This window comes from Ferrimonas sp. (genome assembly GCF_048263965.1).
In the GTDB taxonomy this organism is placed as follows: domain Bacteria; phylum Pseudomonadota; class Gammaproteobacteria; order Enterobacterales; family Shewanellaceae; genus Ferrimonas.
Map to the genome: position 1 here is coordinate 119,799 of NZ_JBLXDO010000008.1, position 22,763 is coordinate 142,561.

The following is a 22,763-nucleotide window of genomic DNA, read 5'->3' on the forward strand; positions in this document are numbered from 1 at the left end:
TAAGGGCGCCTCAGGCGCCCTTATGGAAGTTGTCTGCTCAGTCGTGCAGCAGGGGCGCCAGCCACTTGCGGGCCTGCTTTTCGCTCCAGCCTTTGCGGCGGGCGTAGTCCTGCAGCTGATCCTCGCCGATGTCAGTCACGCCGAAGTAGCGGGACTCGGGGTGGGCGAAGTACCAACCGGAGACCGCCGCCGTGGGGTACATGGCGAAGCTTTCGGTGATATTGAGATCGATGTGGTGATCCGGCCGCAACAGCTGCCACAGGGTGCCCTTCTCGGTGTGATCCGGGCAGGCGGCGTAGCCTGGGGCCGGGCGAATGCCCTTGTACCGCTCGCGGATCAGCGACTCGTTATCCAGCTGCTCTTCGGCGTCATAGCCCCAGAACTCCTTGCGCACCCGCTCGTGCATCCGCTCCGCCAGGGCCTCCGCCAGGCGATCCGCCAGGGCCTTTAACATGATGGCGCTGTAGTCGTCGCCGGCCGCCTCGAAGCGCGCTACATGGGACTCGATGCCGATACCGGCGGTGACCGCGAAGGCGCCCATGTAATCGTGCTTGCCGCTCGCCTTGGGCGCCACAAAGTCGGACAGGGCGAAGTTGTGGTTACCCGCGCGCTCTATCTGTTGGCGCAGCATGTGCAGCTTGGCGATGGCGGCCTCGCGGCCGTCATCGGCGTAGAGTTCGATGTCATCGTGGTTCACGCTGTTGGCCGGGAACAGGCCAATCACCGCGGCGGCTTTGAGCCACTGCTGGTCGATGATGGTCTCCAGCATCCTCTGGCCATTGGCGTAGAGCTCGCTGGCCTCGTCACCCACCTTGGGGTCCTCCAGGATATCCGGGAAGCGACCGTGCAGGCCCCAACTGCGGAAGAAGGGGGTCCAGTCGATGCGCTCCAACAGGTCGGTGAGCGGATACTCCTTAAAGACCCGCACCCCGGTTTGCTTGGGCTTACAGGGCTGGTAGTTGTCCCAGTCGATGGCATTTCGATTGGCCCTGGCCTGCTCCAGAGAGACCAGGGTTTTGCGCCGACCCTGGGCTTCACGGCGCGCCTTAAGCTCGCCATATTCGTTGTACACCTGCTCCACGAACCCCTGGCGCCGCTTGTTATCGATCAGCTTGGCTACCACCGGAACGGTGCGAGACGCATCCGGCACATAGATGGCCCCATGAGGGTAGTGCTGATGAATCTTCACCGCGGTGTGGATCTTGGAGGTGGTGGCGCCGCCGATGAAGCAGGGGATCGTCAGCCCCGCCTTCTGGAACGCCTTGACGTTGTGGATCATCTCATCCAGTGAGGGGGTAATCAGCCCGGACATGCCGATGGCGTCGGCGTTCTCGGCGACGGCGGTCTCAATGATCTTCTCCACCGGCACCATCACCCCAAGGTCCACCACCTCGTAGCCGTTGCACTGCAGCACCACGGCGACGATGTTCTTGCCGATGTCGTGCACATCCCCCTTGACCGTGGCCATGACGATCTTACCGGCGCTGCTGACCTCCTGCTTGCTCTCCTCGATGTAGGGGGTCAGGTAGGCCACCGCCTGCTTCATCACCCGGGCGGATTTCACCACCTGAGGCAGGAACATCTTGCCGTCGCCGAACAGATCCCCCACCACGTTCATGCCATCCATCAGCGGGCCCTCAATCACCTGAAGGGGTGCGTCTGCCTCCAGTCGCGCCTGCTCGGTGTCCTCTTCGATAAAGTCGGTAATCCCCTTGACCAGGGCGTGCTCCAGCCGCTTGGTCACCGGCCAGCTGCGCCATTCTGCCTCCCTGGGGTCCGCTTCGGCGGCGCCATCACCTCGGTACTCCTCGGCGACGGCCAGTAGCCGCTCGGTGCCGTCAGGACGGCGGTTGAGCACCACATCCTCCACCCGCTCCCGCAGCTCATCAGGGATGTCGTCGTAGATCGCCAGCTGACCGGCGTTGACGATCCCCATGGTGAGGCCGGCGTGGATGGCGTGGTAGAGGAATACCGCGTGGATCGCTTCCCGCACCGGGTTGTTGCCCCGGAAGGAGAAGGAGACGTTGGAGACGCCGCCGGAGATCATCGCGTGGGGCAGGGTCTGCTTGATGGTGCGGGTGGCCTCGATAAAGTCCACGGCGTAGTTGTCGTGCTCCTCGATGCCGGTGGCGATGGCGAAGATGTTGGGATCGAAGATGATGTCCTGGGGCGGGAAGCCCACTTTTTCGGTCAGTACCCGGTAGGCGCGGGTGCAGATCTCCACCTTGCGCTCATAGGTGTCCGCCTGGCCCTGCTCGTCGAAGGCCATGACGATGGCGGCGGCGCCGTAGCGGCGGATCAGTTTTGCCTGATGGATGAACGCCTGCTCCCCCTCCTTGAGGGAGATGGAGTTGACCACCCCTTTGCCCTGGATGCACTTGAGGCCGGCCTCGATCACTTCCCACTTGGAGGAGTCGATCATGATCGGCACCCGGGCGATCTCCGGCTCGGAGGCGATCAGCTTGAGGAAGCGCTCCATGGCGGCGACGCCGTCGAGCATCCCCTCATCCATGTTGATGTCGATGATCTGGGCACCGTTCTCCACCTGCTGGCGGGCCACGGAGAGGGCGGTTTCGTAATCCCCCTCCTTGATCAGCCGCAGGAAACGGGCGGAGCCGGTAACATTGGTGCGCTCGCCGACGTTGACGAACAGGGCGTCGGCGTCGATGGTGCAGGGCTCCAGGCCGGCCAGGCGACAGGCCACCGGGATCTGTGGGGCACGCCTGGGGGCGTACTGGTCCACCGCCGCCTTGATGGCGCTGATGTGCTCCGGAGTGGTGCCGCAACAGCCGCCGACGATATTCAGCCAGCCCTCGGCGGCCCATTGGCCGATGATCTCGGCCATCTGCTCCGGGGTTTCGTCGTATTCACCAAACTCATTGGGCAATCCGGCATTGGGGTGGGCCGACACCGGAAACTCACTGATGCGTGCCAATTCCTCCACGTAGGGGGAGAGCTCCTTGGGCCCCAGGGCGCAGTTGAGGCCGATGGCCACCGGCTGGATGTGGGCCAGGGAGTTGTAGAAGGCTTCGGTGGTCTGGCCGGTAAGGGTGCGTCCCGAGGCGTCGGTGATGGTGCCGGAGATCATCACCGGCAGTGAACGGCCCAGCTCCTCGAACAGGGTGTCGATGGCAAACAGGGCCGCTTTGGCGTTGAGGGTATCGAACACCGTCTCCACCAGCAGGAGGTCGGCGCCTCCCTCCACCAATGCCTGGGCCGACTCATGGAAGGCGGCCACCAGTTGATCGAAACTGATGTTGCGATAGCCGGGATCGTTCACGTCCGGGCTGATGGAGCAGGTGCGGTTGGTGGGGCCTAGCACCCCGGCCACAAATCGGGGAACGCCGGTCTCCCTGGCCACGTCGTCAGCCACCTGACGAGCCAGCCGGGCTGACTCGAAGTTGATCTCCCTGGAGAGCGCCTCCATCTGGTAGTCGGCCATGGCGATGGTTGTGGAGTTGAAAGTGTTGGTTTCGATGATGTCGGCACCGGCGTCCAGATAGGCGCGGTGGATGCCGGCGATGATCTCAGGCTGGGTCAGGGACAGCAGGTCATTGTTGCCCTTGATCTGGCAGGGCCAGTTTGCAAAGCGCTCGCCACGGTAATCCTCCTCCTCCAGGCGGTGGCCCTGGATCATGGTGCCCATGGCGCCGTCCAGAATCAGTATCCGCTGTGCGAGAAGTTGCTGCAGTGTGGTTGCCATGGCGCCGTCCCTAATTTCATATAGACATTTATACGTTTAGACGTCTATCTTAGCCAAGGTGGTGGCCCGTGGATAGCCCCCCGGGGTAAAAAAACCGCAATGGCGCCATAGTGGTCGATTATGGACAGGATGCCCTGGCTTTGGGACTGCCCCTTGGATTTCCCGGCACTTTGGGTCATGATTTCCCCTGTACAACCATTTACCCAAGGAGTGAGGATGATCGACCACGCCGAGGCGGTGCGCCGTTTCGCCGAACTGGGCCACGACACCAGGCTGAGTATCTTCCGCCTGCTGGTCAAAGGGGGCCTGCAGGGGCTCAATGTGGGCGAGATTCAGCAGCATCTGTCCATTCCCGGCTCTACCCTGAGCCACCACATCAGCCGGCTGATGGCTGCCAACCTGGTGACCCAGGAGCGACGCGGCCGTGAGCTGATCTGTCGCGCCAACCTGGAAGCCACCGACGAACTGATGGGCTTTCTCAGTGCCGAGTGCTGCTCCCTGGAGACCTCGGACTCGGACTGACCCGAATCACTGTGGGTTTTCCCATGCCTTGGGTCGAAAGAATCCCGTAAAATGAACCCTTTTCCTTGCAGATACAGGATGAATCCATGACCGACACGAACCAGCGCCACAAGGAGCGGCAGCAGAAGGTGAAAGAGAAGGTGGACGCCAAGGTCGCCCAGGCTCAGGAGGAGCGTGGTGTGGTGTTGATCCTCACCGGAAATGGCAAGGGCAAGTCCACGGCGGGCTTTGGTACCGTGGCCCGTGCCGTCGGTCATGGCCAGAATTGCGCCGTGGCCCAGTTCATCAAGGGCAACTGGGCCTGCGGTGAGCGGGATTTGCTGGCCGGGCATGGCGTGCGCTTCCATGTGATGGCCACCGGCTTTACCTGGGAGACCCAGGACAAAGAGGCGGACAGCGCCGCAGCACAGGAGGTGTGGCAGCAGGTGAAGCAGGAGTTGGCGGATCCCCAGGTGGATCTGGTGCTGCTGGACGAGATCACCTACATGACCAATTACGGCTATCTGGATCTGGACGAGGTGATTCAGGCGATCGCCGACAGACCACGGGAGCAGAGTGTGGTGATCACCGGCCGTGCGGCGCACCGCCGCCTGGAAGAGCTGGCGGACACCGTGTCGGAAGTGCGGCCGCTCAAGCACGCCTTTGAGGCGGGCGTCAAGGCACGTAAAGGAGTAGACTGGTAAGCCAAACAGTGCTTTACGAGTCCTTCATGCAAGATTCCCTTAAGCGCCAGTTCTGGCGCTTTTTAGTTCCTACGGTGGCCGCCATGATGGTGAGCGGCCTCTACCAGTTTGTGGATGGCCTGTTTGTCGGTCAGCAGATTGGCGCCGTGGGACTGGCGGCCATTAACATCGCCTGGCCGGTGATCGGCCTGGTGTATGGGGTGGCGCTGATGGTGGGTATAGGCGCCGGCGCCCTCTCCTCCATGGCTCGGGGAGAGGGCGATGGTGTTCGGGCGGCGCGCTGGCTGGGCAGTGGCATCACCCTGCTGCTGTTGATGGCCATCGGATGCGGCGTCCTGCTGCTGGCTCTGGGGGAGCACCTGCTGACCCTGCAACAGGCCCGGGGTGAGGTGCTGGCCATGGCCAGGACCTATCTGCAAGTACTGGCCTGGGGCTGTCCCCTGGCCCTTGGGGGGATCGCCATCCCTTTCCTGGTCCGCAACGACAATGCCCCCAACCTCTCCACCCTGCTCATCGGTGGTGGCGCCCTGGCCAACATAGCCCTGGATTACCTGTTTATCGTGCAGCTGGACTGGCAGCTTCAGGGGGCCGCAGTGGCCACGGTGCTCTCCCAGGCCCTGGTGCTGCTGCTGGGGCTGGGCTATTTCCGTTCCTCGCTGTGCCGCACCCGGCTCGTTCTGGCTGACATGGGGCTTACCCTGGCCGATGCCAGAGCCATAGTGGCCCTGGGGATGGCCAGCTGGTTGATGTACCTCTACTACAGCTTCATCACCGCAGTGCACAATGCCATGCTGCTGGAGTATGGGGACGCCATTCAGGTGGGGGCCTTCTCCATCGTCGGCTACCTGTGCGTGGTCTATTACCTGTTTGCCGAGGGGGTGGCCGGCGGTGCCCAGCCCCTGCTCAGCTACCTGTTTGGCGCCAGGGAGTATCCCAGCCTACAGCGGGTGATGGGCTGGGCCCTGGGGTTGGTGCTGGTCTCCGGCCTGTTGACCGCCCTGCTGTTCTTCGGGGTGCCCACCCCCCTGATTCACGCCTTCAACAGTGATGATACCGCCCTGTTCGAGGCCACCCGTCAGGGGCTGGCCTGGCACACCTGGGCCCTCTATTTTGACGGCATCATCTTCGTGATTGCCGCCTATTTTCAGTCGGTGGGAGATGGCCGCCGGGCCGGGCTCATCACCCTGGCCAATCTGGCGCTGCAGCTGCCGTTTCTGTTGCTGCTGCCTCTGTGGCTGGGGGTTCAGGGGGTGTGGATCTCGGTGCCGCTCTCCAACACCCTGCTGGTGATCTGGGTGCTGTGGCTGTTGTGGCAGGATTGGCAGCGGCGGGGATTGCCGCTGCGCTTTTGGAGTTAGCGGCTGGCCAGTTCCCCCTTGAGGCGGTCGATCTCCGCCTTGAGGATCATCACCTCATGCTCCAGCTCCTGGATGCGGGCCTTGTCGTCCGCCACCACATCGGCGGTGGTGGGCATGGACACCTCTCCGGAGAACAGGTGGGCGTAACGGGCTTCCCGTTTGCCGGCTTCCCTGGGCAGTTGCACTACCATCTCCCGCTCAGCCAGCCCCTGCAGTACCGCGTCCACCGCATTCACATCGGCAAACTGGGTCAGACGGCCGGTGCGGCTGCGAAGTTCACCCGGGGTCTGGGGTCCGCGCAGCAGCAGCACGCACACCAGGGCCCGCTCCTGCTCGCTCAGCTTGAGGCCGCCAAAGGCGGTGTTGCAGAATCTGTGTTTGTACTTGCTGGCTCGGGCGCCTCCCTCTTCACTGACCAGGCGGCGATCCATCAGGGCATTGAGGGTCTGGCGGATCTCGTTGTCGCTCAGGGAGAGTACCGGGTCCCGGTTACTCTTCTGGTTGCAGGCACTCTTCAGGGAGTTCAGGGTCAGGGGGTAGAGATCTGGGGTGGTGCTCTCTTTCTCCAAGAGGCAGCCGATGACTCGGGTTTCATTGAGGGTCAGGTTCATCTCCACGGCGGGCCTCCTTAGCACTTAGACCGACTCAGTATTTCCCCTGGCGGATAAAACGGCAAGCCCTGACGCAGGCGAATGACCAGCCTTTGAGCAATGAGGGGCGAAAAATGGCTAGAGGTCTGATTTGCAGAACGAAAGGCCTACCAGGGCTTGTGGAGCCAACCCTATGTATCGGCGGGGCCAGCGAATTGTTTAGAAAATATTCAATCCAATTGTCAAAACTGCCGATCGGCGTCTGAATTCTGGCCAATGAAATTGAACCGGGGTCGTTACTTTCTGTATTCTGGTGACTTATCTCTAAGTTGCCGTGGAATCTCTCTTGAACCGCATCGCTGTCTTCGTGGATGTGCAAAACATCTACTACACCTGCCGTCAGGCCTTCGGTAGTCAGTTTAACTACCGGGCCCTGTGGCAGCATCTGTGCAATCAGGGAGAGATTGTGTTTGCCACCGCCTACGCCACCCATCGTGGGGATGACGGCCAACGCAAGTTTCAGGACGCCCTTAAGCACATCGGCTTTGATGTGAAGCTCAAACCCTTTATCCAGCGGGCCGATGGCTCAGCCAAAGGGGATTGGGACGTGGGGATCACCATAGATGTGATGGAGCAGGCGCCTCAGGTGGATACCGTGGTGCTGCTCTCCGGCGACGGTGACTTCGATCTGCTGCTGCACAAGGTCAGCCAGGATTATGGGGTGGATGCCAGGGTCTACGGGGTGCCCACTCTGACGGCCCACTCTCTGATGGAGGCCGCCTCCGAGTTCTGTCCCATCGGCCCGCCGATGCTGCTTTAATCGCCCGCCTTCTTCTCAAAATATTGCAGGTCGATAAACAGGGTGGCCATCAGCAGCAGCTGACGGCTGCGGTTGTCCAGTGAGGGGTCGCTGTACTCCACCACAAAGTTATCCTTGTCGGTAAACAGTTCGGTCAGCCCCCCGGACCAGCGTTTGCTGATGCAGGCTACTTCCCGCCCCTGTCGCTCCACCGGAAAGGTCCAGATGCGCCACAGCGGCGAGGCGACTGTCATCATCACCCGGCCATGCTCGTCTTCGATGTCGAACTTCTTGTGCAGCAGGGCGAAGCGCTGCTGCACCGCCCCCAGCCTGACGCCGCTGGCATCGCTGACCTCCAGCCGTTGAAACCACCAACGGAAAGGGTGGTGGGCGATCAGCCATGGCGCCCTTTGGGGAGAGAACAGGTGGATGTCGAATCGGCGCCAATGGCCAAACAGTTGCCGGGAGAGGGTGCCTAACATGCCGGAACTCTGTTCGGCGGCATAGCCCAGGGGGCGTTCCTGGGCATCGAGAACCTGATAGCGGTTGCGGCTCTCGAAGCCAAACAACTCGGCCATCTCAAACAGTTGCTGAATGCGGATTTTGGAGTGATTCTCAAGCATAGTGGGCTCCTTGCTGACGCCTCTACTATAGCGAATCTATCGGATTCTATTGATACTTTTGCAAAGTTAGGCGTCTCTGGGCAGGCCTTTCTGGACCACGCGAATCAGTCGCTGCTGCTGTTTGCTTATCTCACTCAGGCCGCTGCGTTGCTGTGCCAGGGCCCAGTGGATGTGTTCATCCACCATCTCATCCACCCTGCCCAGCCCCTGTTCAAGGGCGTCAATGACCGCCGCGCTGGCGGGGGCATTCCCCAGGGCCACCGCCAGGTTGCGTTGCCAGCGGCGGAAGCCGATGCGGCGGATCGGTGAGCCCTCGGTGGCGCTGAGAAACTCGGCCTCGCCCCATTGCCACAGGGTCAGCAGCGGTACCTGATGCAGTTGAGGACGGGTATGGAAGTCCCCCTCTGCGGTCAGAGGCGCCTCCCGGTTGTGGGGGCAGGCCAGCTGGCAATCGTCACAGCCGTAGATGCGGTTGCCCATCTGGGAGCGCAGCGCCTGTGGAATCCCTTCGTCGGATTCGATGGTCAGGTAGGAGATGCAGCGGCGGGCGTCCACCACGTAGGGGGCGACAATGGCTTTGGTGGGGCAGAGGGTGAGGCAGGCGGTACAGTTGCCGCAGTCGCCCTGGTAGGCCTCATCCTCAGGCAGAGGCAGGTTGGTGAGCAGTTCACCGATAAAGAACCAGCTGCCCGCTTCCCGGTCGATAAGCAACGAGTGCTTACCCACCCAACCGAGTCCGGCCTCCTTGGCCAGGGGACGTTCCAGAATGGGGGCGGAGTCCACGAAGGGGCGGCCATCGAAACCGGCTACCCGGTCTCTCAGTCGATTGCCCAGTTGCTTGAGGCGGTTGCGCATCAGCTTGTGGTAGTCGCGCCCGCCCGCGTAACGGCTGATGTAACCGAGATCCGGCTGACTGAGGGTGGTGGCAAATCCGGCTTGCGGGGGCAGGTAGTCCATTCGCACCACAATGGCGGTCAGGCTGCCAGGGTGCAGCAGGGCAGGCTGGGTGCGCATCGCCTGGTTACGGGTCATGTAGGCCATGTCACCGTGATAGTGGTTGGCCAGCCATTGCTGCAGTGCCCTCTGCTCCCCGGTCAGGTCCAGGCGGGCAATGCCGCAGGCGGCAAAGCCAAGCTCTTTGGCCCAGGCTTTGATCTCAATGGACAGGGCGCCCCAGTCCGGCGCGCCCTGTGTTGTGCTTTGGTCGTTCATGGGGGCTAGGGTATCAGATCTTGCCTTTGGCTACCCTATTTCAGGTGCCCTCCCGCCATGGGCGCCAGGGTCAGGCTGCCGTTGACGGTTTTCATCTCTACTCGGGCATCACTGCTGCCCTGACTGAAACTCAGGCTCTCGGTGGGGACATATTCACCCCGCTCAGGCTGGTGATCGCTGATTCGGTTGCTGATCTCTCCACCCGGGCCTGTATCCAGCTTGAAGCGGGCTGAGGCATCCTGAGGCAGGCTCAGCTTGGTGTCGCCGTTGACGGTTTCAAAGCTCAGCCTGGCGTTGGCGGCGAGGCTAGCCACCTCCACCTGAATGTCACCACTGACGCTGGTGACCTCCAGGGCGCCCACTTGATCCAGCTGAAGCTTGATATCCCCGGAGACATTCTCCACCGCCAGCCTGTCTCCGGAGCGGCTCAGGTGCACCTCGCCGCTGACCGACTCTACGCTGGCCTCGCCCTGAATCTGCTGCGCCTTAACGTCGCCGCTGACGGTCTCCAGCTCAATTTCACCCTCCAGGGCAGAGGCGGTGATGTTGCCGCTGACGCTGTCCGCTTCCACCTCGCCTGAAATTCGGGCGAGCTCAAGATCGCCGCTGACGCTTTCCAACTCCAGCCCCCGGCTGAGATCGCTGGCGCTGAAATGGGTACTGACACCGCTGGCTTCCACCTCGATGGAGCCGGGCAGGGTGACGGTCAGTTTGCTGCCCTCATTGTCCCCGCGCCAGTTTCTGGGCATCTTGACCTCGGCCACCAGGGTGTTGCCCTCTCTTTCGAACACCCATTCCTTGGCCAGGTCGTCCAGCTCGCCCTGAACCCGGATCTCACTGTGACTGCCTCCGGTCAGGGTGACCTCGCCTCGGGGCACCACCAGGGTCAGTTTGCTGATGCCGTCGGCCTCCATGCGGCTGTCGATGGCTTCTCCGGCCCACAGGGGCAGGCTGCAACTCAACAGGCCTGCGGTCAGTATCAGGTTTTTCATAGGGTTCTCCTTGAGGTGATCTTGTTCGTCGTCGTATTCATCGCCATACCCGCCGAGCTCTAGAGCTGCTGCAGGCGTTGGTGGCGCAACTGCTGTTTCTGCATCAGGTCCAGTTCCCGCTGCTGCACCCAGAGCCACAGCTGCAGCAGCTCCGGGTTGTCCGGTTGCTGCTTCAGAGCATCGAACAGCTCCTGCTCGGCGCTGCGGATGCTGGCCAGGGCCTCGGTGGAGGCCAGCTCTCCCGGTGTGGTGCCAGCCTGCACCAACGCCGGAGTCTGACGGGTCACCAGTCGTTGACGCTGGGCTTCGTGTTGCTGCTGGATCTGGGCCAGGGCACCCAGCAAGGGGGCCTGGGGATCCGGACTGCTCAGGCGTCCGCCGAGGAAGCCACCCAGGGTGGTCACCAGCAGACTGGCGGCCATGGCCCAGGGGAACCAGGAACGCCGCGGCGCCGCAGGCAGGGGAGAGCGATCCAGCCCTTTTTCGATGGCGGGCCACAGATCACGACTGGGGGCCACCTCGGTGTCGAGCTCTTGCAGCATTGAATCCAGTTGGCGACTCATATCAGCATCTCCTGTAGCAGTTGGCGTGCCCTGTGGTACTGGGCCTTGCTGGTCCCTGGCTGGATCTCCAACAGCTGGGCCACTTCGTGGTGGTGGTAACCTTCAATGGCGTGGAGCACAAACACCTGACGTGCCCGCTCCGGCAGCCTGGGCAGCAGACGGTCCACCAGTTGCAGCTCCTCCATCGCCTCCCCCTGACGTTGGGCCTCCTCTTCGCTCAGGGGGGCGAGCTGAGGCTGACTCTTGAGGTAGTTGAGGGCGTGATTAAGGGTCAGGCGATGCAGCCAGGTGGTGAACTGCGCCTCGAAACGAAATTGGGGCAGTTTCTGCCACAGGCGGATAAACACCTCCTGGGTAGCCTCTTCGGCACAGGCGACCCGGCCACTGAGTCTCAGGCACAGGGCGTACACCCTGGGGCTGTGGTGGCGGTATATCCGGGCGAAGGCGTCGCGATCGCCTTTCTGAGCCAGGCGGATCTCCCGCTCCTGCTCTGCCGGGAAGGGGGGCAGATTCTGTGTCAATGCTCTCTCCTTGAAAGACCAAACCAGTGGCACCGGCCATCTCTGATACTTCCTATGACAGACCCAAGGTGGCAAAAGGTTGGAATGGCAACAACAAAAAATTGGGTTTCAGGACGAAGATTTCGAATGAAGTCAGTTCACACAAGATGGGATTTTGTGATCACTTCCCATGAATTTGCGGCTAATTGCTGTCAAAATGCGCGCCACAACCCGCGGATTGTCGCGATTCTCCCAGCTCCCCGGAATTAAGCACTGGCACGGATGAACTCCATACGCAGCAAATTGATCTTTTGGTTGGCCCTGTTGCTTCTGGTGACCAACTGTCTCGGGTTTATCAATGCCCTGTGGACCGCCAAGGGGTATTACCAGGATGTTCACGATGCCAACCTGGCCCAGCGGGCCAGGGTGATGCTGCAGCTGCTCAACGAAACCCGGGCCGACCGTGTGGATGAGGTGGTTCGCCAGTCGGTTAAACGCTTTGAGCAGCTGGATCTGACCTATCGGCAGGGGTGGATTCTTGGGGATAATGCCGAGCTGAGCAATTCGGACCTGGTGCACTACCAGATCTGGAGCCGGGGCCACTGCGTCAGTGCCAATGGCCGCCCCTGTGTGGATGGCGGCATCTTCTCCGATCTCAATGCAGGCTTCGCCGAGCAGGAATACAGAGGCGACACCTGGCACACCTATACCGTCTACAGCCTGAGACACGAACTCTATCTTACCGTGGGCTACCCGGACGCCCTGGGGCGGGATCTGCTTCAGCGAGCCATGTGGGCCAGTTGGGGCACTCAGATGGTGCTGCTGACCCCTCTGAGCATCCTGCTCTGCTCTCTGGTGGTCAGCCTCTCCATTGCGCCGCTTCGGCGCCTGAGCAAGCAGGTCAGCCAATGGCCGGCAAACCCCCTTCCTGACGGAGAGGCTCTGCCCAAGGAGCTCAGGGCATTCGTGTCGGCACTGGGGCGCAGTCAACGAACCCATGCCGCCGCCGAATCCAAGCGGCGGACCATGGTCGCGGCACTCTCCAGGCGGGTCACCGGTGACCTTCATGCCCTGGGAAAGCGGTTGCAGCGCCACCCAGATGATCTGGTGGGGGCCATGAGGGCCCTGAACCGCAGTGAAAGACTGGTGCGCAATGGCCACCTTCTCAGTGAGTTGGACAGAAGCTGGCGTCAAGATGAGAAACGCTGTGACCTCTACCGGGAAACGGCCCTGAGCTGCGCCCGTCACTATGGTGATGCCATGGCTCTGGGGGTCAGGTTGACCTTGCGGGGGCTGCAGCGTCAGGGGGAAGTGGCTGTGCCCCCGGTGATGCTTCAGGGGATGCTGGACAACCTGATAGATAATGCCATCAATGCCAGCCCGAAAGGGGCCGAGGTGATCGTTACCGTGCGCCAGTCCGAGGGGGGGCGCCTGCTGCTGACCGTCGCCGATGCCGGGCCCGGGCTGGATGAGCAGACCCTGAATCTTGAAGGGATCAGCGACGCCGCCCGGTATCAGCATGGTGTGGGCCTGGTGCTGGTGCGGGAAGTGGCGGCCACCTTTAACCTGGACCTGACCCTGGGCAGCAGCAGATTGCTGGGCGGAACCTTGCTGCGTTGCAGCTTTCCGCCTCTGGACTGACTTTAGCCCAGTTCCATCGCCGTTATCGGGTCCAGCTGTTCCCCCTGATACACCTCAAGCCTGTTGCGACCCAGGTGTTTGGCCCGGTACAGGGCGGAGTCTGCCTGTTGCAGCAGATCCGGCAGTTGCTGCTCCCGGCCGGTCACCGTGGCTAGGCCGATGCTGGCGGTGATCGCCAGCCTGTTGCCGGACCACTCGACCCTGTGTTCGGCGATGGCATTCTGCAGAGTATGGGCCACGTGCAGGGCGCCGACGGCAGGGGTATTGGGCAGCAGCACCGCAAACTCCTCTCCGCCATAGCGGCACAGGACATCGCCGGGGCGCTGTAGGGCGCGATCACACACCTGGGCCAGCTCCATCAACACCTTGTCACCACAGGGATGGCCATGCCGGTCATTGACCCTTTTGAAATGATCCAGGTCCACCAACAGCAGGCTGAATGGATGCTGCTCCCGTCGGCTGCGCAGCAGTTCGATTCGGTAATGTTCGTCGAAGTAGCCACGATTTTTCAGCCCGGTGAGGGAGTCGGTGCTGGACTTCTCCTCCAGGTGGCGGTGCACCCTGACCAGGGAGCGGATCTGCTGGGAGAGACTGCTGTTGCTCTGCTCCCGGAGAAAGGCGTGTTGGCGGTTGTTGAGTTTGAGCAGGTTCCTCAACTGACGCCTCTGAGAGACCAGCAGGGTCAGCAGCAGCAACCCATGACACACCGACCAGAGCAGGGCGCAGCTCAGGGTGACCAGAGGCGGCACCTGAGTATCCAGTACCAGGGTAAACAGCAGTGGCAGCAGCAGCAGCAGCTTGATCAGCTCGGTGGAGGCAAAGCTGCGTGGCAGCCTGTGGTTGCCATCGAGAATCCAGCTGGCCTGCCAGGCCACCAACAGCATCATCAGCGGTGGCAGGAGCAGGTCCAGGGTCCAGCTTGGTGCCGCCAGAAGGCCCGCCAGCAGCAGTGCCAAGCCGGCCTGAGCCCAGGTGTGGCGGCGGATGATCGCCTGGCTGGCCTGTTGACTCAACAGGGCCAGGAACAGGGCGAGCCACAGGGGTTTGATGGGCACATGGCCGGTCAACTCCATCAGGGCCACCGCGAACAGGGGCAGTTGAGTCAGGCTGTGGGTCAGGGGCAGCTTGTCTGCCAGTATGGTGCTGGTGACCTGTTGAGTGAGCCACATGGCTAACATCAGGCCCAGCAACAAGCCAAGGAAAAGGTCCGGCAGCCTGGGCCGGCGTTGGGACTCGGCGCTGATCTCCACCGCCACTGGCACATACAGGTAGAGGGTGGCCGGCCGGTCGTTCACCAAAGGCAGAGTAAAGCTCATGGGGCGGTAACTGGGGCCGTCAGACTGGAGAATGAGGTCCGTCAGCAGCTGTTTGCCCTGAGTGACCATCAGGTGACCGTCTCCCGCCCACCCCTGACTTATCTGCAAGCGCAGAGTGTCCCCAGTGGATGGCAGAGTGAGACGCTTCCACACCATGGGGCCCCGCACGGCCACCAGTGATGCGGGCTGCCAGTGGCGTTCTTCGGTAAGCTGGGCCAGGGAGGCGTCCTGACCCAGGTTGGCGTAATTCAGCGGCTGTGTCCCGGTGACTGAGCTCCAAAACCAGCCGAGACAGAGTGCGCTGAAAGCCAACGCAATAAGTTTTAATCCCTTGATAATCTTAACTTCCTTGCAAAGCTCTGGGTATTTTTAGCAGAAAAGCCAGGCCGATGCAGAAAATTTATTCAATGGCGACTTTTCCCAGCAGCAGAATGGCTTGCGGCGGCTGCTGCCGCCCTCTAGCATAAAGGCAGTAGTGGCTGGTAATAGGAGAGACACCATGCAACCGGTCTTTTTCGCTCTGATGTCCCGGATGCAGAATGTGCACCGCTGGGGCAAGTCCAATCCGACCCGCGCCGAAAACGTCGCCGAGCACAGCTTCCAGGTGGCGATGTTCGCCCATGCCCTGGGGGAGATTCGCAACAAGGTGTTCACGGATCAGCCTGGTGTGGACGCCAACCACCTGGCCGTGGTGGCCATGTTCCATGATTCTGCCGAGGTGCTGACCGAGGATGTGAACAGTGGCATCAAATACAGCGACAAGCGGATGCTGGCCCTGTGCCGGGAGATGGAGGCGATCGCCGCCCATATGCTGGTGACCACTCTGCCCGCCCCTTTGCAATCCACCTATAAGGGGTTGATTGAACATGAGGATGACCCGGAGACGGCCCGCTTCGTCAAAGCGGCGGATCTGCTTTCTGCTTACACCAAGGCCCTGTCGGAGCTGAGGGCAGGGAACATGGAGTTTGAGGGAACCGAGCGCAAGGTGCTGGCGGCGCTGACGCCCTTTGTGGAGACCATGCCTGAGGTGGCCTGGTTTATGGAGCACTGTGTGCCGGCCTTCCAGATGACCATTGATGATCTGGTGGACGCGGCCCTGGTGGGGGAACCTGAGGAGTAGACGGAAAAAAACGGGGCGCACTGCGCCCCGTTTCTTTATAGGGTGGGCCATTCCATGGCCCGCGACAACCCGTATTACAGGTCGTCGGTGTTCTCGGACAGGTAGGCGGCTACGCCGGCAGGGGACGCGTCCATACCTTTCTTACCCTCTTCCCACTGAGCAGGGCACACTTCACCGTGCTCTTCGTGGAAGTTCAGGGCGTCAACCATGCGCAGCATCTCGTCGATGTTACGGCCCAGAGGCAGGTCGTTCACTACCTGGTGACGCACGTTGCCTTCGGAATCGATCAGGAAGGAGCCACGGAAAGCAACACCAGCTTCTGGGTGCTCAACGTCGTAGGCTTTGCAGATCTCGTGCTTCACGTCGGCAACCAGAGGGTATTTCACTGGGCCGATGCCGCCATCTTCAACGGCGGTGTTACGCCAGGCGTTGTGGCTGAACTGGGAGTCGATGGATACGCCGATAACCTTAACACCGCGCTTCTGGAACTCTTCGAAACGCTTGTCAAAAGCGATCAGCTCGGAGGGGCAAACGAAGGTGAAGTCCAGAGGGTAGAAGAAGATCACCGCCTTGGAGCCTTCGATTTCAGTCTTCAGGTTGAAGTTCTCAACGATCTCGCCATTACCCAGTACGGCAGCAGCGGTAAAATCAGGGGCAGGACGGCCTACTAATACAGACATGGTGTTCTCTTCCTTTTTAAAGGTTAATTTCAACGGCAATCTTAATCTAACTTACTAGACTGCCGACAAATTCCCAATACGTTAGTCATGTGAAACTGAGCACAGTATAGGGGGGTGTGTTCCTTTGAAGAATCGAATAAAATAGATTAAACCAATCGATTGTTCCGGAGCAGACGATGCGCAGACTCCCTAGTCTCAAAAACCTATATTATCTGGTGCATCTGCACAAGGCGCAGAACTTCAACCGCGCCGCCAAGGCGTGTCACGTCAGCCAGTCCACTCTCTCCAGCGGTATTCAGAACCTGGAAGAGCAGATGGGCTGCCAGCTGATTGAGCGCGACCACAAATCTTTTCTGTTTACCGCCACCGGCGAGGAGGTGGTGTGCCGCGCCCGGGAGCTGCTGGCTCAGGTGCAGGAGTTGACCGATCTGGCTCAGAGTGCAGGGGATGCCATGAGTGGCACTCTGCGACTGGGATGTATTCCAACCATCGCCCCCTTCCTGTTGAACAGGGTGGTGAAGGAGTCTCAGCAACGATTCCCAGATCTTACTCTTTTACTTAGAGAAGATACCACGGAAAACCTGCTTTCCATGCTCGGCAACGGCGAACTGGATCTGCTGCTGCTGGCACTTCCGGTGGACACCTCGGGTTTCCACACCATGGGGGTGGGCATCGATCCCTTCCAGGTGGTGATTCATCAGGAGTCGGCGGAGCAGTCCAAGCTCAGCTACGAGGATTGGCCGGACGAGAGCATCTTCCTGCTGCAGAGAGAGCACTGCATCACCGGTCATGCCATCAGTGCCTGTAACCTGGAAAACCGTGAGAAGATCAACCCCTTTGCCGCAACCAGCTTGCATACCCTGGTGCAGATGGTGGACTCAGGGCTGGGGAGCACCTTCCTGCCGCAGATGGCCATCGATGCCGGCATTCTCAAGGGAACGGACCTGCTGACCTATGTGCCCGAGGGGCAGAAGGCGTACCGGGAGATTGGCCTGGTGTGGCGGCAGACAACCAGTCGTCTGCGCACCTTCAGAACTCTTGGGGAGATGATTGGGGATCTGCTGCCGAGTAAGTCCGACTGACGGAGAACACTTCGATCTCCTGCTGCTTTCCCTTGAGGCGAATGGGCCCAAGGGAGAGCAGATCATAGCTGTGGTCGTCATCCAGCGCCTCTTTCACCTGATCGGACACCAGCATCTGGCATCCCAGGGGACCACACTGGTCCTGGAGACGGGCCAGGGTGTTGAGCACGTCTGAGAAGAAGCTGATCTCCTGCTTATACACCCCCACCAGCGCTGCCACCACCTGGCCACCATGGGCGGCCGCCTTGAACTTGGGCACGAAGCCATACTCTTTCTGGAAATAGTGACGGTTCCAGTAGAGGGTCTGCACAAAGTCGAAGTAGACATTGAGGCAGAGACGCGCCCTGGATCTGTGCCGTTGAGGCCAGCTGATCAGCACCGCATCCCCCACGTAGCGATAGATCTCCCCCTGATTCTGGGTGACCACGTCGGAGAGCAGGTCGAAACAGTCCTGAATCAGGCGGCTGAACCGATAGTCCCCCAGAGCCTCGGCGTGGGCGGTGGAGCTGACCATATCCAGGAACAGGAAGATACGCTCCTCATACCTGGGCTTGTGGTACTTGCCCATGCCGATGTTCAGCAGTACCCGCGGCCCCACCAGCAATCCCATCTGCTCGATGAAGGCCAGGCCGGTCCGCACCAGCACCAGATAGGCGATCAGGGTCTGGGCCGAGGGGGCATTGAGCACATGGGCGGTGAGGATCTGGCTGGTGGCGGCAAACTGCTCGGCGTTATCCCAGGAGTTTAGCCAATTGGTGATGTAGGCCAGGGTCAGGGCCCCAAGCAGCAGAAACAGTCCCTTGAATGCCACGATAAAGGCGTAGGGCATTCGCCGGATGCCGCTGACGTCGGTAATCAGGTTGGACAGCCAATGCAGACAGCCGAAGATCAGCCCCATATAGATGGAGAGGGTGGTGAGATCCGCAGCCGTGATCGCCCAGTACGGACGGTCGTCCCCCTGGGCATAACGGAAGGTAACATAGGCCATCATCGCTAGAGACCAGGCGATAATGGCGAAGACCAGTTTTAGAAATTGTTGCCGCGACTGCACTCTGGTAAAGGGACTCTGTAATTATGGGGCCGGTGGAAAAGTTCCCGCCTGGCTTATTTTATTTGTAATAACGAGAGATTATACAAGTTTTGTGACCTCAACCCAAACGTATATCACTTTTTGGATAGGCATTATTTCAGTTGTTATGGAAGTGTCTCTGTAGTAGGGCATGGGTGAAGGGGATCTTCAGATAGAAGCCCCTGGGCAGGGTCTGAATCGGGCTGCCGTCTGGACCAATGCCGTCGGTCAGCACCCGGCTGTTGGCGGCCTTGGGGCGAAGCTGCAGCACTTCACCGTGTCGGGCGGTGATCGACTCCACCTCGCCCAGGGCGACCCGCTCCATGATCTCCTCCCAATCCTGTTGCAGTGCCTGCCACTCCTGCGGGGAGGGGCGCCACAACAGCGGCATCCCCAGGGTGCGCTGCGCCACCGGAATCTGCCGCTCTCCCAGTATGGGTATCCACAGGATCGCCCTGAGCTTGTGGCAGACAGGGCTCTCCTCCCAGCGCAGGCCGCCCAGGTTGGTGAGGGGACAGACGCTGACGAAGGTGGTCTCCAGGGGTTTGCCCTGCAGGTCCACCGGAATGGTCTTCAGCTCGATGCCCAACTGTTCGAAGTCAGGGTGGGGCTTGGAGCCAGCACTGGCGCCCAGATAGCGCTCCAGTAACTGCCCGCTCCAACCTTTATGGCGCAGCAGGTTGTCGGGCACCGCGATGCCCAGGGCGTCGGCCAGCTCCCCCAGGGTCCAGCCTGCTACCGCCTCGGCGCGGTCAAGCAGCTGGGGCTCGGAGTCTGGCGTGAAGTTGAGTTCGATCATCCCGCCATTCTAACCCGAAGCCCGTTAACAGCGACACCTCGATGGGGATAACTTTTGTGGGTGTTTTTTGTACTGGTTTGTTGCCCACAGCGTGGCAAGCTCTGCAAAAAGTCGGATGAATGAGGGTAACCTCATGAAATTAAAATAATTAAGCCATAATCAAAATGCAGTAATTCATACTGTTATTCAGGTTATCCCGCCCTTACCCGTTTTTTCTTAACAGAGTTATGCACAGTTTGATTGGATAACTGCCGGGAATTGATCCACAGGAGGTTGGGGGTGGTGGATCCCTAGCCGGGCTGCCAGGGGTTTTCTGACCAGTTGAGCCAAAGTTCATACAAGGGATGTGGCAGCGGTGAGAATTTGAACGATCCGAGATCCTCCGTAGAGATCTGGGCTTTGCTAATGTTTATCATATTGATTTAAAGGCTGTTTTTATCCTCGCGCCACGGTGCCTGAGGATGGATTATGTTCATCCTTTGCGGATATCTCCATCACATACAATTTTACAAACAGGCTTATCCACAGCTCCGGTTGATAACTTTCGTGGGAATCGAGCGGGGGATAATATTTCTGTATATAAGTGTTGAAAATCTTCAAAGTTACCCACTGGGGCCGCTCTCTAGCCCGGGATTGCCCCCGAGCGCCATTCTGTGGAACAATCAGAGCAAGATAAAAATCAATCGGATGACATAGTGATCGACAACGAAGGCTATAGAGCCAATGTGGGGATCATTATCTGTAACCGCCAAGGTCAGGTGCTCTGGGCAAGGCGGTATGGCCAACACTCCTGGCAGTTCCCCCAAGGGGGGCTGGATCAGGGAGAATCCGCCGAACAGGCGATGTATCGTGAGCTGTATGAAGAGGTCGGGCTGCAGAAAAAGGATGTTAAAATCCTCGCCAGTAGCCGTTCCTGGCTCAGATACCGTCTGCCCAAGAGGCTGGTCCGGCAAGATTCCAAGCCGGTATGTATTGGTCAGAAACAGAAATGGTTTCTGCTGGAGCTGGTGTCCGGCGAAGATCAGATCGATCTCAAGCGCAGTGGCCACCCTGAATTCGATGACTGGCGCTGGGTCAGTTACTGGTACCCAGTTCGCCAGGTGGTCTCCTTTAAGCGGGATGTCTATCGTAAGGTGATGAAGGAGTTTGCGCCGGTGGCTATGCCATTTCAGCCGCGCAAGGACCATACTAAACGCACCCGGGATGGAAACAACAAAGCCAGACGACGAAGAAGAGGCCGATGATTACCACACTGCGCACCATAGTGCAGCGGGTCGCTGAAGCTCAGACTGCCGAACAGTCGATGATCGAGTTGGTGCAACAGACCCGCGCCGCCATGAACACCGATTGCTGCTCACTCTATCTTACCGATGGTGAGGGGCTAGTTCTCAAAGCCAGCGACGGCTTGGCTCCCTCTGCTGTGGGCCGGGCCCGCCTCAATGCCGGTGAGGGCATCGTCGGCATGGTGATGCGCCGGGAGGAGCCCATCAACCTGGCCGACGCTCCATCACACCCCGCCTTTAAGCTGCTTCCCGAAGTGGACGAAGATGAGTTTCGCGCCTTTCTGGCCACCCCCATTACTCACAGGAGCAAGGTCCTCGGGGTGCTGGTGGTGCAGCAGAAGCTGGCCCGTCAGTTTAACGAGGATGAGGAAGCCTTCCTGGTGACCCTGGCCTCGCAACTGGTGCCTGAGCTGCGCCCCAGCAGCGATCTGCCCGAACTGACCGAAACCGGCCCCCGTCGTTGGAGTGCCACCGTCGCCAGTCCGGGCATTGCCGATGCCGAGATCCTGCTGGCACGTCCACGCATCTCCCTCTCCATGGAGGAGAGCAAGGGGCAGGGCAGTGACCGCGAGTGGGACAGGCTGGAGCGGGCGTTGCTGGCAACCCAGGATGAGATGACTGCGCTCAGCGGCCGCCTCAGCGGAGAGATCGAATCTCAGATCAGCGCCATCTTCGACATCTACCAGTACCTGATTGCCGATCCCGTGCTGCAGCAGGACCTGATGGCCGGCTGCGACGAGGGCTGGTCTGCCGAGACCGTAGTCTCCAAAGTCTTTACCCAGTATGTGGCCCGGTTCGAAGCGATGACCGATCACTACCTCAAGGAGCGCGCCAGCGACCTTAAGGATCTTGGTCAGCGTATCCTGGGACAACTGGCCCGGCCGGGGCAGGGGGGCAAGCCGCCGACGCAGCCGGTGATCCTGGTGGCCAGCGAGATCACCGCCACCATGTTGGCGGAGGTGCCCAGAAGTAAGCTCGCAGGCATCGTCAGTGTCGAAGGGGGCGCCAGTTCTCACGCGGCGATTCTGGCCAGGGCGATGTCGATTCCGGCCCTGTTCGGCATCGATGGCCTGCCGATTCAGGCCCTGTCGGGCAAGCGCGCCATCCTGGATGCGGTGCGCGGCCAGTTGCTGGTGGAACCCGCACAGACCGTGGTGCGCGAGTTTCACCGTTTCCAGTCCTCCCTGGCCAAGAAGGATGCGCGTTATGAGCGTGGCCTGACCGAGCCTTGTGAAACCCTGGACGGTGAACCCGTGTGCCTGCAGGTCAATGCCGGCCTGGTGGCGGAGGGTGAACAGCTGGATCCCGCCTATGTGGGCGGCATCGGCCTCTATCGCTCCGAAACCCTCTACATGCTGCAGAACCACTTCCCCACTGAGCAGACTCAGGAGCGGGCCTATGGCCGGGTATTGCGTGCCCTGGGCAGCAAGCCGGTGACCATACGTACCCTGGATATCGGCGGCGACAAGCCTCTGCCCTATTTCCCTATCCGGGAAGACAACCCCTTCCTGGGGTGGCGTGGCATCCGCCTCACCCTGGACCACCCGGAGTTGTTCCTGGTTCAGGTGAAAGCGATGCAGCGTGCGTCGGTGGAGACAGCGAATCTGCGCATCCTGTTGCCGATGGTCTCCAATCTGGATGAGGTGGAGCAGGCCCGTAAGCTGATCGAGCAGGCCCGCCACGAGCTGGAGGAGGAGCTGGAGTGCACCCTGCCCAGAGTCCAGGTGGGGGTGATGATCGAGGTACCCGCCTCCATCTATCTGCTGCCACAACTGAGACAGAAGGTGGACTTCTTCTCCGTGGGCAGCAATGACCTGACTCAGTACCTGTTGGCGGTGGACAGAACCAATGCTCAGGTGGCGGACAGGTTCAGCCACTATCATCCTGCGGTCATTCAGGCCCTGGCCCAGACCGTCTCCCTGGCCGGAGACAGCGAACTGAGTGTCTGTGGTGAGATGGCCGGTGAACCCGAGGGGGCGCTGATCCTGATGGCCCTGGGGCTGCGCCAGCTCAGCATGAACCGCCGCAGCCTCGGCCGAATCCACCATCTGGTACGCCATCTGAGCGCGGCCCGGTTGGAGCCGCTGCGAGGTGCCCTGTTGCAGGCCTGCGATGATATTCAGGTGCGCGATCTGGCCCGCAGCTGGCTGGATGAGCACGAACTGTCGGAGCTCTATCAGGACGCCTGAGGACGATCATGGCATTTGGGGCGCTGACTCAGTATCCTA

Annotated in this window: 20 protein-coding genes; 9 read left to right on the plus strand and 11 right to left on the minus strand. The window is 60.6% G+C overall.

Features of this window, described 5'->3' with window-relative positions; all coding sequences use genetic code 11:
- Positions 1-37: 37 nt before the first annotated feature.
- The gene (gene metH, locus ACN0RV_RS09550; protein WP_417347390.1) at positions 38-3,703 is read right to left on the minus strand and encodes a methionine synthase; all 3,666 of its coding nucleotides are present in this window, start codon (positions 3,701-3,703) and stop codon (positions 38-40) included.
- A gap of 216 nt (positions 3,704-3,919) precedes the next feature.
- Here metH and ACN0RV_RS09555 point away from each other — a divergent pair, with 216 nt between their 5' ends.
- The 3 genes from ACN0RV_RS09555 (at position 3,920) to ACN0RV_RS09565 (ending at position 6,266) form a co-directional block, all read left to right on the plus strand.
- Entirely contained in the window at positions 3,920-4,225 is a 306-nt protein-coding gene (locus ACN0RV_RS09555) for an ArsR/SmtB family transcription factor (RefSeq protein ID WP_417347391.1), read from the plus strand.
- Between the two features lie 86 nt (positions 4,226-4,311).
- Complete coding sequence (cobO, locus tag ACN0RV_RS09560) at positions 4,312-4,908, plus strand: cob(I)yrinic acid a,c-diamide adenosyltransferase (RefSeq protein WP_417347392.1); 597 nt, start codon at positions 4,312-4,314, stop codon at positions 4,906-4,908.
- Between the two features lie 26 nt (positions 4,909-4,934).
- The gene (locus ACN0RV_RS09565) at positions 4,935-6,266 is read left to right on the plus strand and encodes an MATE family efflux transporter (RefSeq protein ID WP_417347393.1); all 1,332 of its coding nucleotides are present in this window, start codon (positions 4,935-4,937) and stop codon (positions 6,264-6,266) included.
- On the opposite strand, the gene ACN0RV_RS09570 is transcribed toward ACN0RV_RS09565, so the two are convergent.
- Positions 6,263-6,877, minus strand: a complete 615-nt coding sequence (locus ACN0RV_RS09570) for a YceH family protein (RefSeq protein ID WP_417347432.1) — start codon at positions 6,875-6,877, stop codon at positions 6,263-6,265. The genes ACN0RV_RS09565 and ACN0RV_RS09570 overlap by 4 nt on opposite strands.
- Before the next feature lie 325 nt (positions 6,878-7,202).
- On the opposite strand from ACN0RV_RS09570, the gene ACN0RV_RS09575 reads away from it, so the two are divergent.
- A complete protein-coding gene (locus tag ACN0RV_RS09575; protein WP_417347394.1) occupies positions 7,203-7,676 on the plus strand; it encodes an NYN domain-containing protein in 474 nt (157 codons plus the stop codon).
- On the opposite strand, the gene ACN0RV_RS09580 is transcribed toward ACN0RV_RS09575, so the two are convergent.
- From ACN0RV_RS09580 to ACN0RV_RS09600, 5 genes are all read right to left on the minus strand, one after another.
- On the minus strand, positions 7,673-8,278 hold the full coding sequence (locus ACN0RV_RS09580; RefSeq protein WP_417347395.1) for a phospholipid scramblase-related protein: 606 nt from the start codon (positions 8,276-8,278) through the stop codon (positions 7,673-7,675). The two genes, ACN0RV_RS09575 and ACN0RV_RS09580, sit on opposite strands and share 4 nt — an antisense overlap.
- Before the next feature lie 66 nt (positions 8,279-8,344).
- Complete coding sequence (gene queG, locus ACN0RV_RS09585) at positions 8,345-9,490, minus strand: tRNA epoxyqueuosine(34) reductase QueG (protein WP_417347396.1); 1,146 nt, start codon at positions 9,488-9,490, stop codon at positions 8,345-8,347.
- A 35-nt stretch (positions 9,491-9,525) separates the two neighbouring features.
- A complete protein-coding gene (locus ACN0RV_RS09590) occupies positions 9,526-10,482 on the minus strand; it encodes a DUF4097 family beta strand repeat-containing protein (RefSeq protein WP_417347397.1) in 957 nt (318 codons plus the stop codon).
- Positions 10,483-10,541: 59 nt separating this feature from the next.
- Complete coding sequence (locus ACN0RV_RS09595) at positions 10,542-11,045, minus strand: hypothetical protein (protein WP_417347398.1); 504 nt, start codon at positions 11,043-11,045, stop codon at positions 10,542-10,544.
- A complete protein-coding gene (locus ACN0RV_RS09600; RefSeq protein ID WP_417347399.1) occupies positions 11,042-11,566 on the minus strand; it encodes an RNA polymerase sigma factor in 525 nt (174 codons plus the stop codon). The genes ACN0RV_RS09595 and ACN0RV_RS09600 overlap by 4 nt, the downstream gene beginning before the upstream one ends.
- 261 nt (positions 11,567-11,827) lie before the next feature.
- Between ACN0RV_RS09600 and ACN0RV_RS09605 the strand changes: the two genes are divergently transcribed.
- Positions 11,828-13,186 carry a sensor histidine kinase gene (locus tag ACN0RV_RS09605; RefSeq protein WP_417347400.1) on the plus strand — a complete coding sequence of 453 codons (1,359 nt, stop codon included), beginning with the start codon at positions 11,828-11,830 and terminating at the stop codon, positions 13,184-13,186.
- A gap of 2 nt (positions 13,187-13,188) precedes the next feature.
- On the opposite strand, the gene ACN0RV_RS09610 is transcribed toward ACN0RV_RS09605, so the two are convergent.
- Positions 13,189-14,814, minus strand: coding sequence for a GGDEF domain-containing protein (locus ACN0RV_RS09610; RefSeq protein ID WP_417347401.1), 1,626 nt, complete (start codon positions 14,812-14,814; stop codon positions 13,189-13,191).
- A 187-nt stretch (positions 14,815-15,001) separates the two neighbouring features.
- Here ACN0RV_RS09610 and yfbR point away from each other — a divergent pair, with 187 nt between their 5' ends.
- A complete protein-coding gene (gene yfbR, locus ACN0RV_RS09615) occupies positions 15,002-15,622 on the plus strand; it encodes a 5'-deoxynucleotidase (protein ID WP_417347402.1) in 621 nt (206 codons plus the stop codon).
- A gap of 74 nt (positions 15,623-15,696) precedes the next feature.
- On the opposite strand, the gene ACN0RV_RS09620 is transcribed toward yfbR, so the two are convergent.
- The gene (locus ACN0RV_RS09620) at positions 15,697-16,302 is read right to left on the minus strand and encodes a peroxiredoxin C (RefSeq protein WP_028108695.1); all 606 of its coding nucleotides are present in this window, start codon (positions 16,300-16,302) and stop codon (positions 15,697-15,699) included.
- A 176-nt stretch (positions 16,303-16,478) separates the two neighbouring features.
- On the opposite strand from ACN0RV_RS09620, the gene ACN0RV_RS09625 reads away from it, so the two are divergent.
- On the plus strand, positions 16,479-17,384 hold the full coding sequence (locus ACN0RV_RS09625; protein ID WP_417347403.1) for a LysR substrate-binding domain-containing protein: 906 nt from the start codon (positions 16,479-16,481) through the stop codon (positions 17,382-17,384).
- Here ACN0RV_RS09625 and ACN0RV_RS09630 read toward each other — a convergent pair.
- Both ACN0RV_RS09630 and mutH read right to left on the minus strand, forming a co-directional pair.
- Positions 17,332-18,375: an adenylate/guanylate cyclase domain-containing protein gene (locus ACN0RV_RS09630; protein WP_417347404.1), complete on the minus strand. Its 1,044-nt coding sequence runs from the start codon at positions 18,373-18,375 to the stop codon at positions 17,332-17,334. The two genes, ACN0RV_RS09625 and ACN0RV_RS09630, sit on opposite strands and share 53 nt — an antisense overlap.
- A gap of 196 nt (positions 18,376-18,571) precedes the next feature.
- The gene (gene mutH / locus ACN0RV_RS09635; RefSeq protein WP_417347405.1) at positions 18,572-19,252 is read right to left on the minus strand and encodes a DNA mismatch repair endonuclease MutH; all 681 of its coding nucleotides are present in this window, start codon (positions 19,250-19,252) and stop codon (positions 18,572-18,574) included.
- A gap of 695 nt (positions 19,253-19,947) precedes the next feature.
- Here mutH and rppH point away from each other — a divergent pair.
- Both rppH and ptsP read left to right on the plus strand, forming a co-directional pair.
- Positions 19,948-20,496 (plus strand): RNA pyrophosphohydrolase, encoded by a 549-nt coding sequence (gene rppH, locus ACN0RV_RS09640; RefSeq protein ID WP_028108692.1) that lies wholly within the window; start codon positions 19,948-19,950, stop codon positions 20,494-20,496.
- Positions 20,493-22,724, plus strand: a complete 2,232-nt coding sequence (ptsP, locus tag ACN0RV_RS09645; protein WP_417347406.1) for a phosphoenolpyruvate--protein phosphotransferase — start codon at positions 20,493-20,495, stop codon at positions 22,722-22,724. The genes rppH and ptsP overlap by 4 nt, the downstream gene beginning before the upstream one ends.
- Positions 22,725-22,763: the final 39 nt, after the last annotated feature.

What these genes read in the sequence shown, in the direction of transcription:
- yfbR (WP_417347402.1), top strand. Translation starts at nt 15,002, where the DNA reads ATGCAACCGGTCTTTTTCGCTCTGATGTCCCGGATGCAGAATGTGCAC.
- ACN0RV_RS09565 (WP_417347393.1), top strand. Translation starts at nt 4,935, where the DNA reads ATGCAAGATTCCCTTAAGCGCCAGTTCTGGCGCTTTTTAGTTCCTACG.
- ptsP (WP_417347406.1), top strand. Translation starts at nt 20,493, where the DNA reads ATGATTACCACACTGCGCACCATAGTGCAGCGGGTCGCTGAAGCTCAG.
- ACN0RV_RS09590 (WP_417347397.1), bottom strand. Translation starts at nt 10,482, where the DNA reads ATGAAAAACCTGATACTGACCGCAGGCCTGTTGAGTTGCAGCCTGCCC.
- metH (WP_417347390.1), bottom strand. Translation starts at nt 3,703, where the DNA reads ATGGCAACCACACTGCAGCAACTTCTCGCACAGCGGATACTGATTCTG.
- ACN0RV_RS09570 (WP_417347432.1), bottom strand. Translation starts at nt 6,877, where the DNA reads ATGAACCTGACCCTCAATGAAACCCGAGTCATCGGCTGCCTCTTGGAG.
- ACN0RV_RS09620 (WP_028108695.1), bottom strand. Translation starts at nt 16,302, where the DNA reads ATGTCTGTATTAGTAGGCCGTCCTGCCCCTGATTTTACCGCTGCTGCC.
- ACN0RV_RS09580 (WP_417347395.1), bottom strand. Translation starts at nt 8,278, where the DNA reads ATGCTTGAGAATCACTCCAAAATCCGCATTCAGCAACTGTTTGAGATG.
- ACN0RV_RS09555 (WP_417347391.1), top strand. Translation starts at nt 3,920, where the DNA reads ATGATCGACCACGCCGAGGCGGTGCGCCGTTTCGCCGAACTGGGCCAC.
- cobO (WP_417347392.1), top strand. Translation starts at nt 4,312, where the DNA reads ATGACCGACACGAACCAGCGCCACAAGGAGCGGCAGCAGAAGGTGAAA.
- ACN0RV_RS09625 (WP_417347403.1), top strand. Translation starts at nt 16,479, where the DNA reads ATGCGCAGACTCCCTAGTCTCAAAAACCTATATTATCTGGTGCATCTG.
- ACN0RV_RS09595 (WP_417347398.1), bottom strand. Translation starts at nt 11,045, where the DNA reads ATGAGTCGCCAACTGGATTCAATGCTGCAAGAGCTCGACACCGAGGTG.
- ACN0RV_RS09630 (WP_417347404.1), bottom strand. Translation starts at nt 18,375, where the DNA reads ATGATGGCCTATGTTACCTTCCGTTATGCCCAGGGGGACGACCGTCCG.
- queG (WP_417347396.1), bottom strand. Translation starts at nt 9,490, where the DNA reads ATGAACGACCAAAGCACAACACAGGGCGCGCCGGACTGGGGCGCCCTG.
- ACN0RV_RS09605 (WP_417347400.1), top strand. Translation starts at nt 11,828, where the DNA reads ATGAACTCCATACGCAGCAAATTGATCTTTTGGTTGGCCCTGTTGCTT.
- mutH (WP_417347405.1), bottom strand. Translation starts at nt 19,252, where the DNA reads ATGATCGAACTCAACTTCACGCCAGACTCCGAGCCCCAGCTGCTTGAC.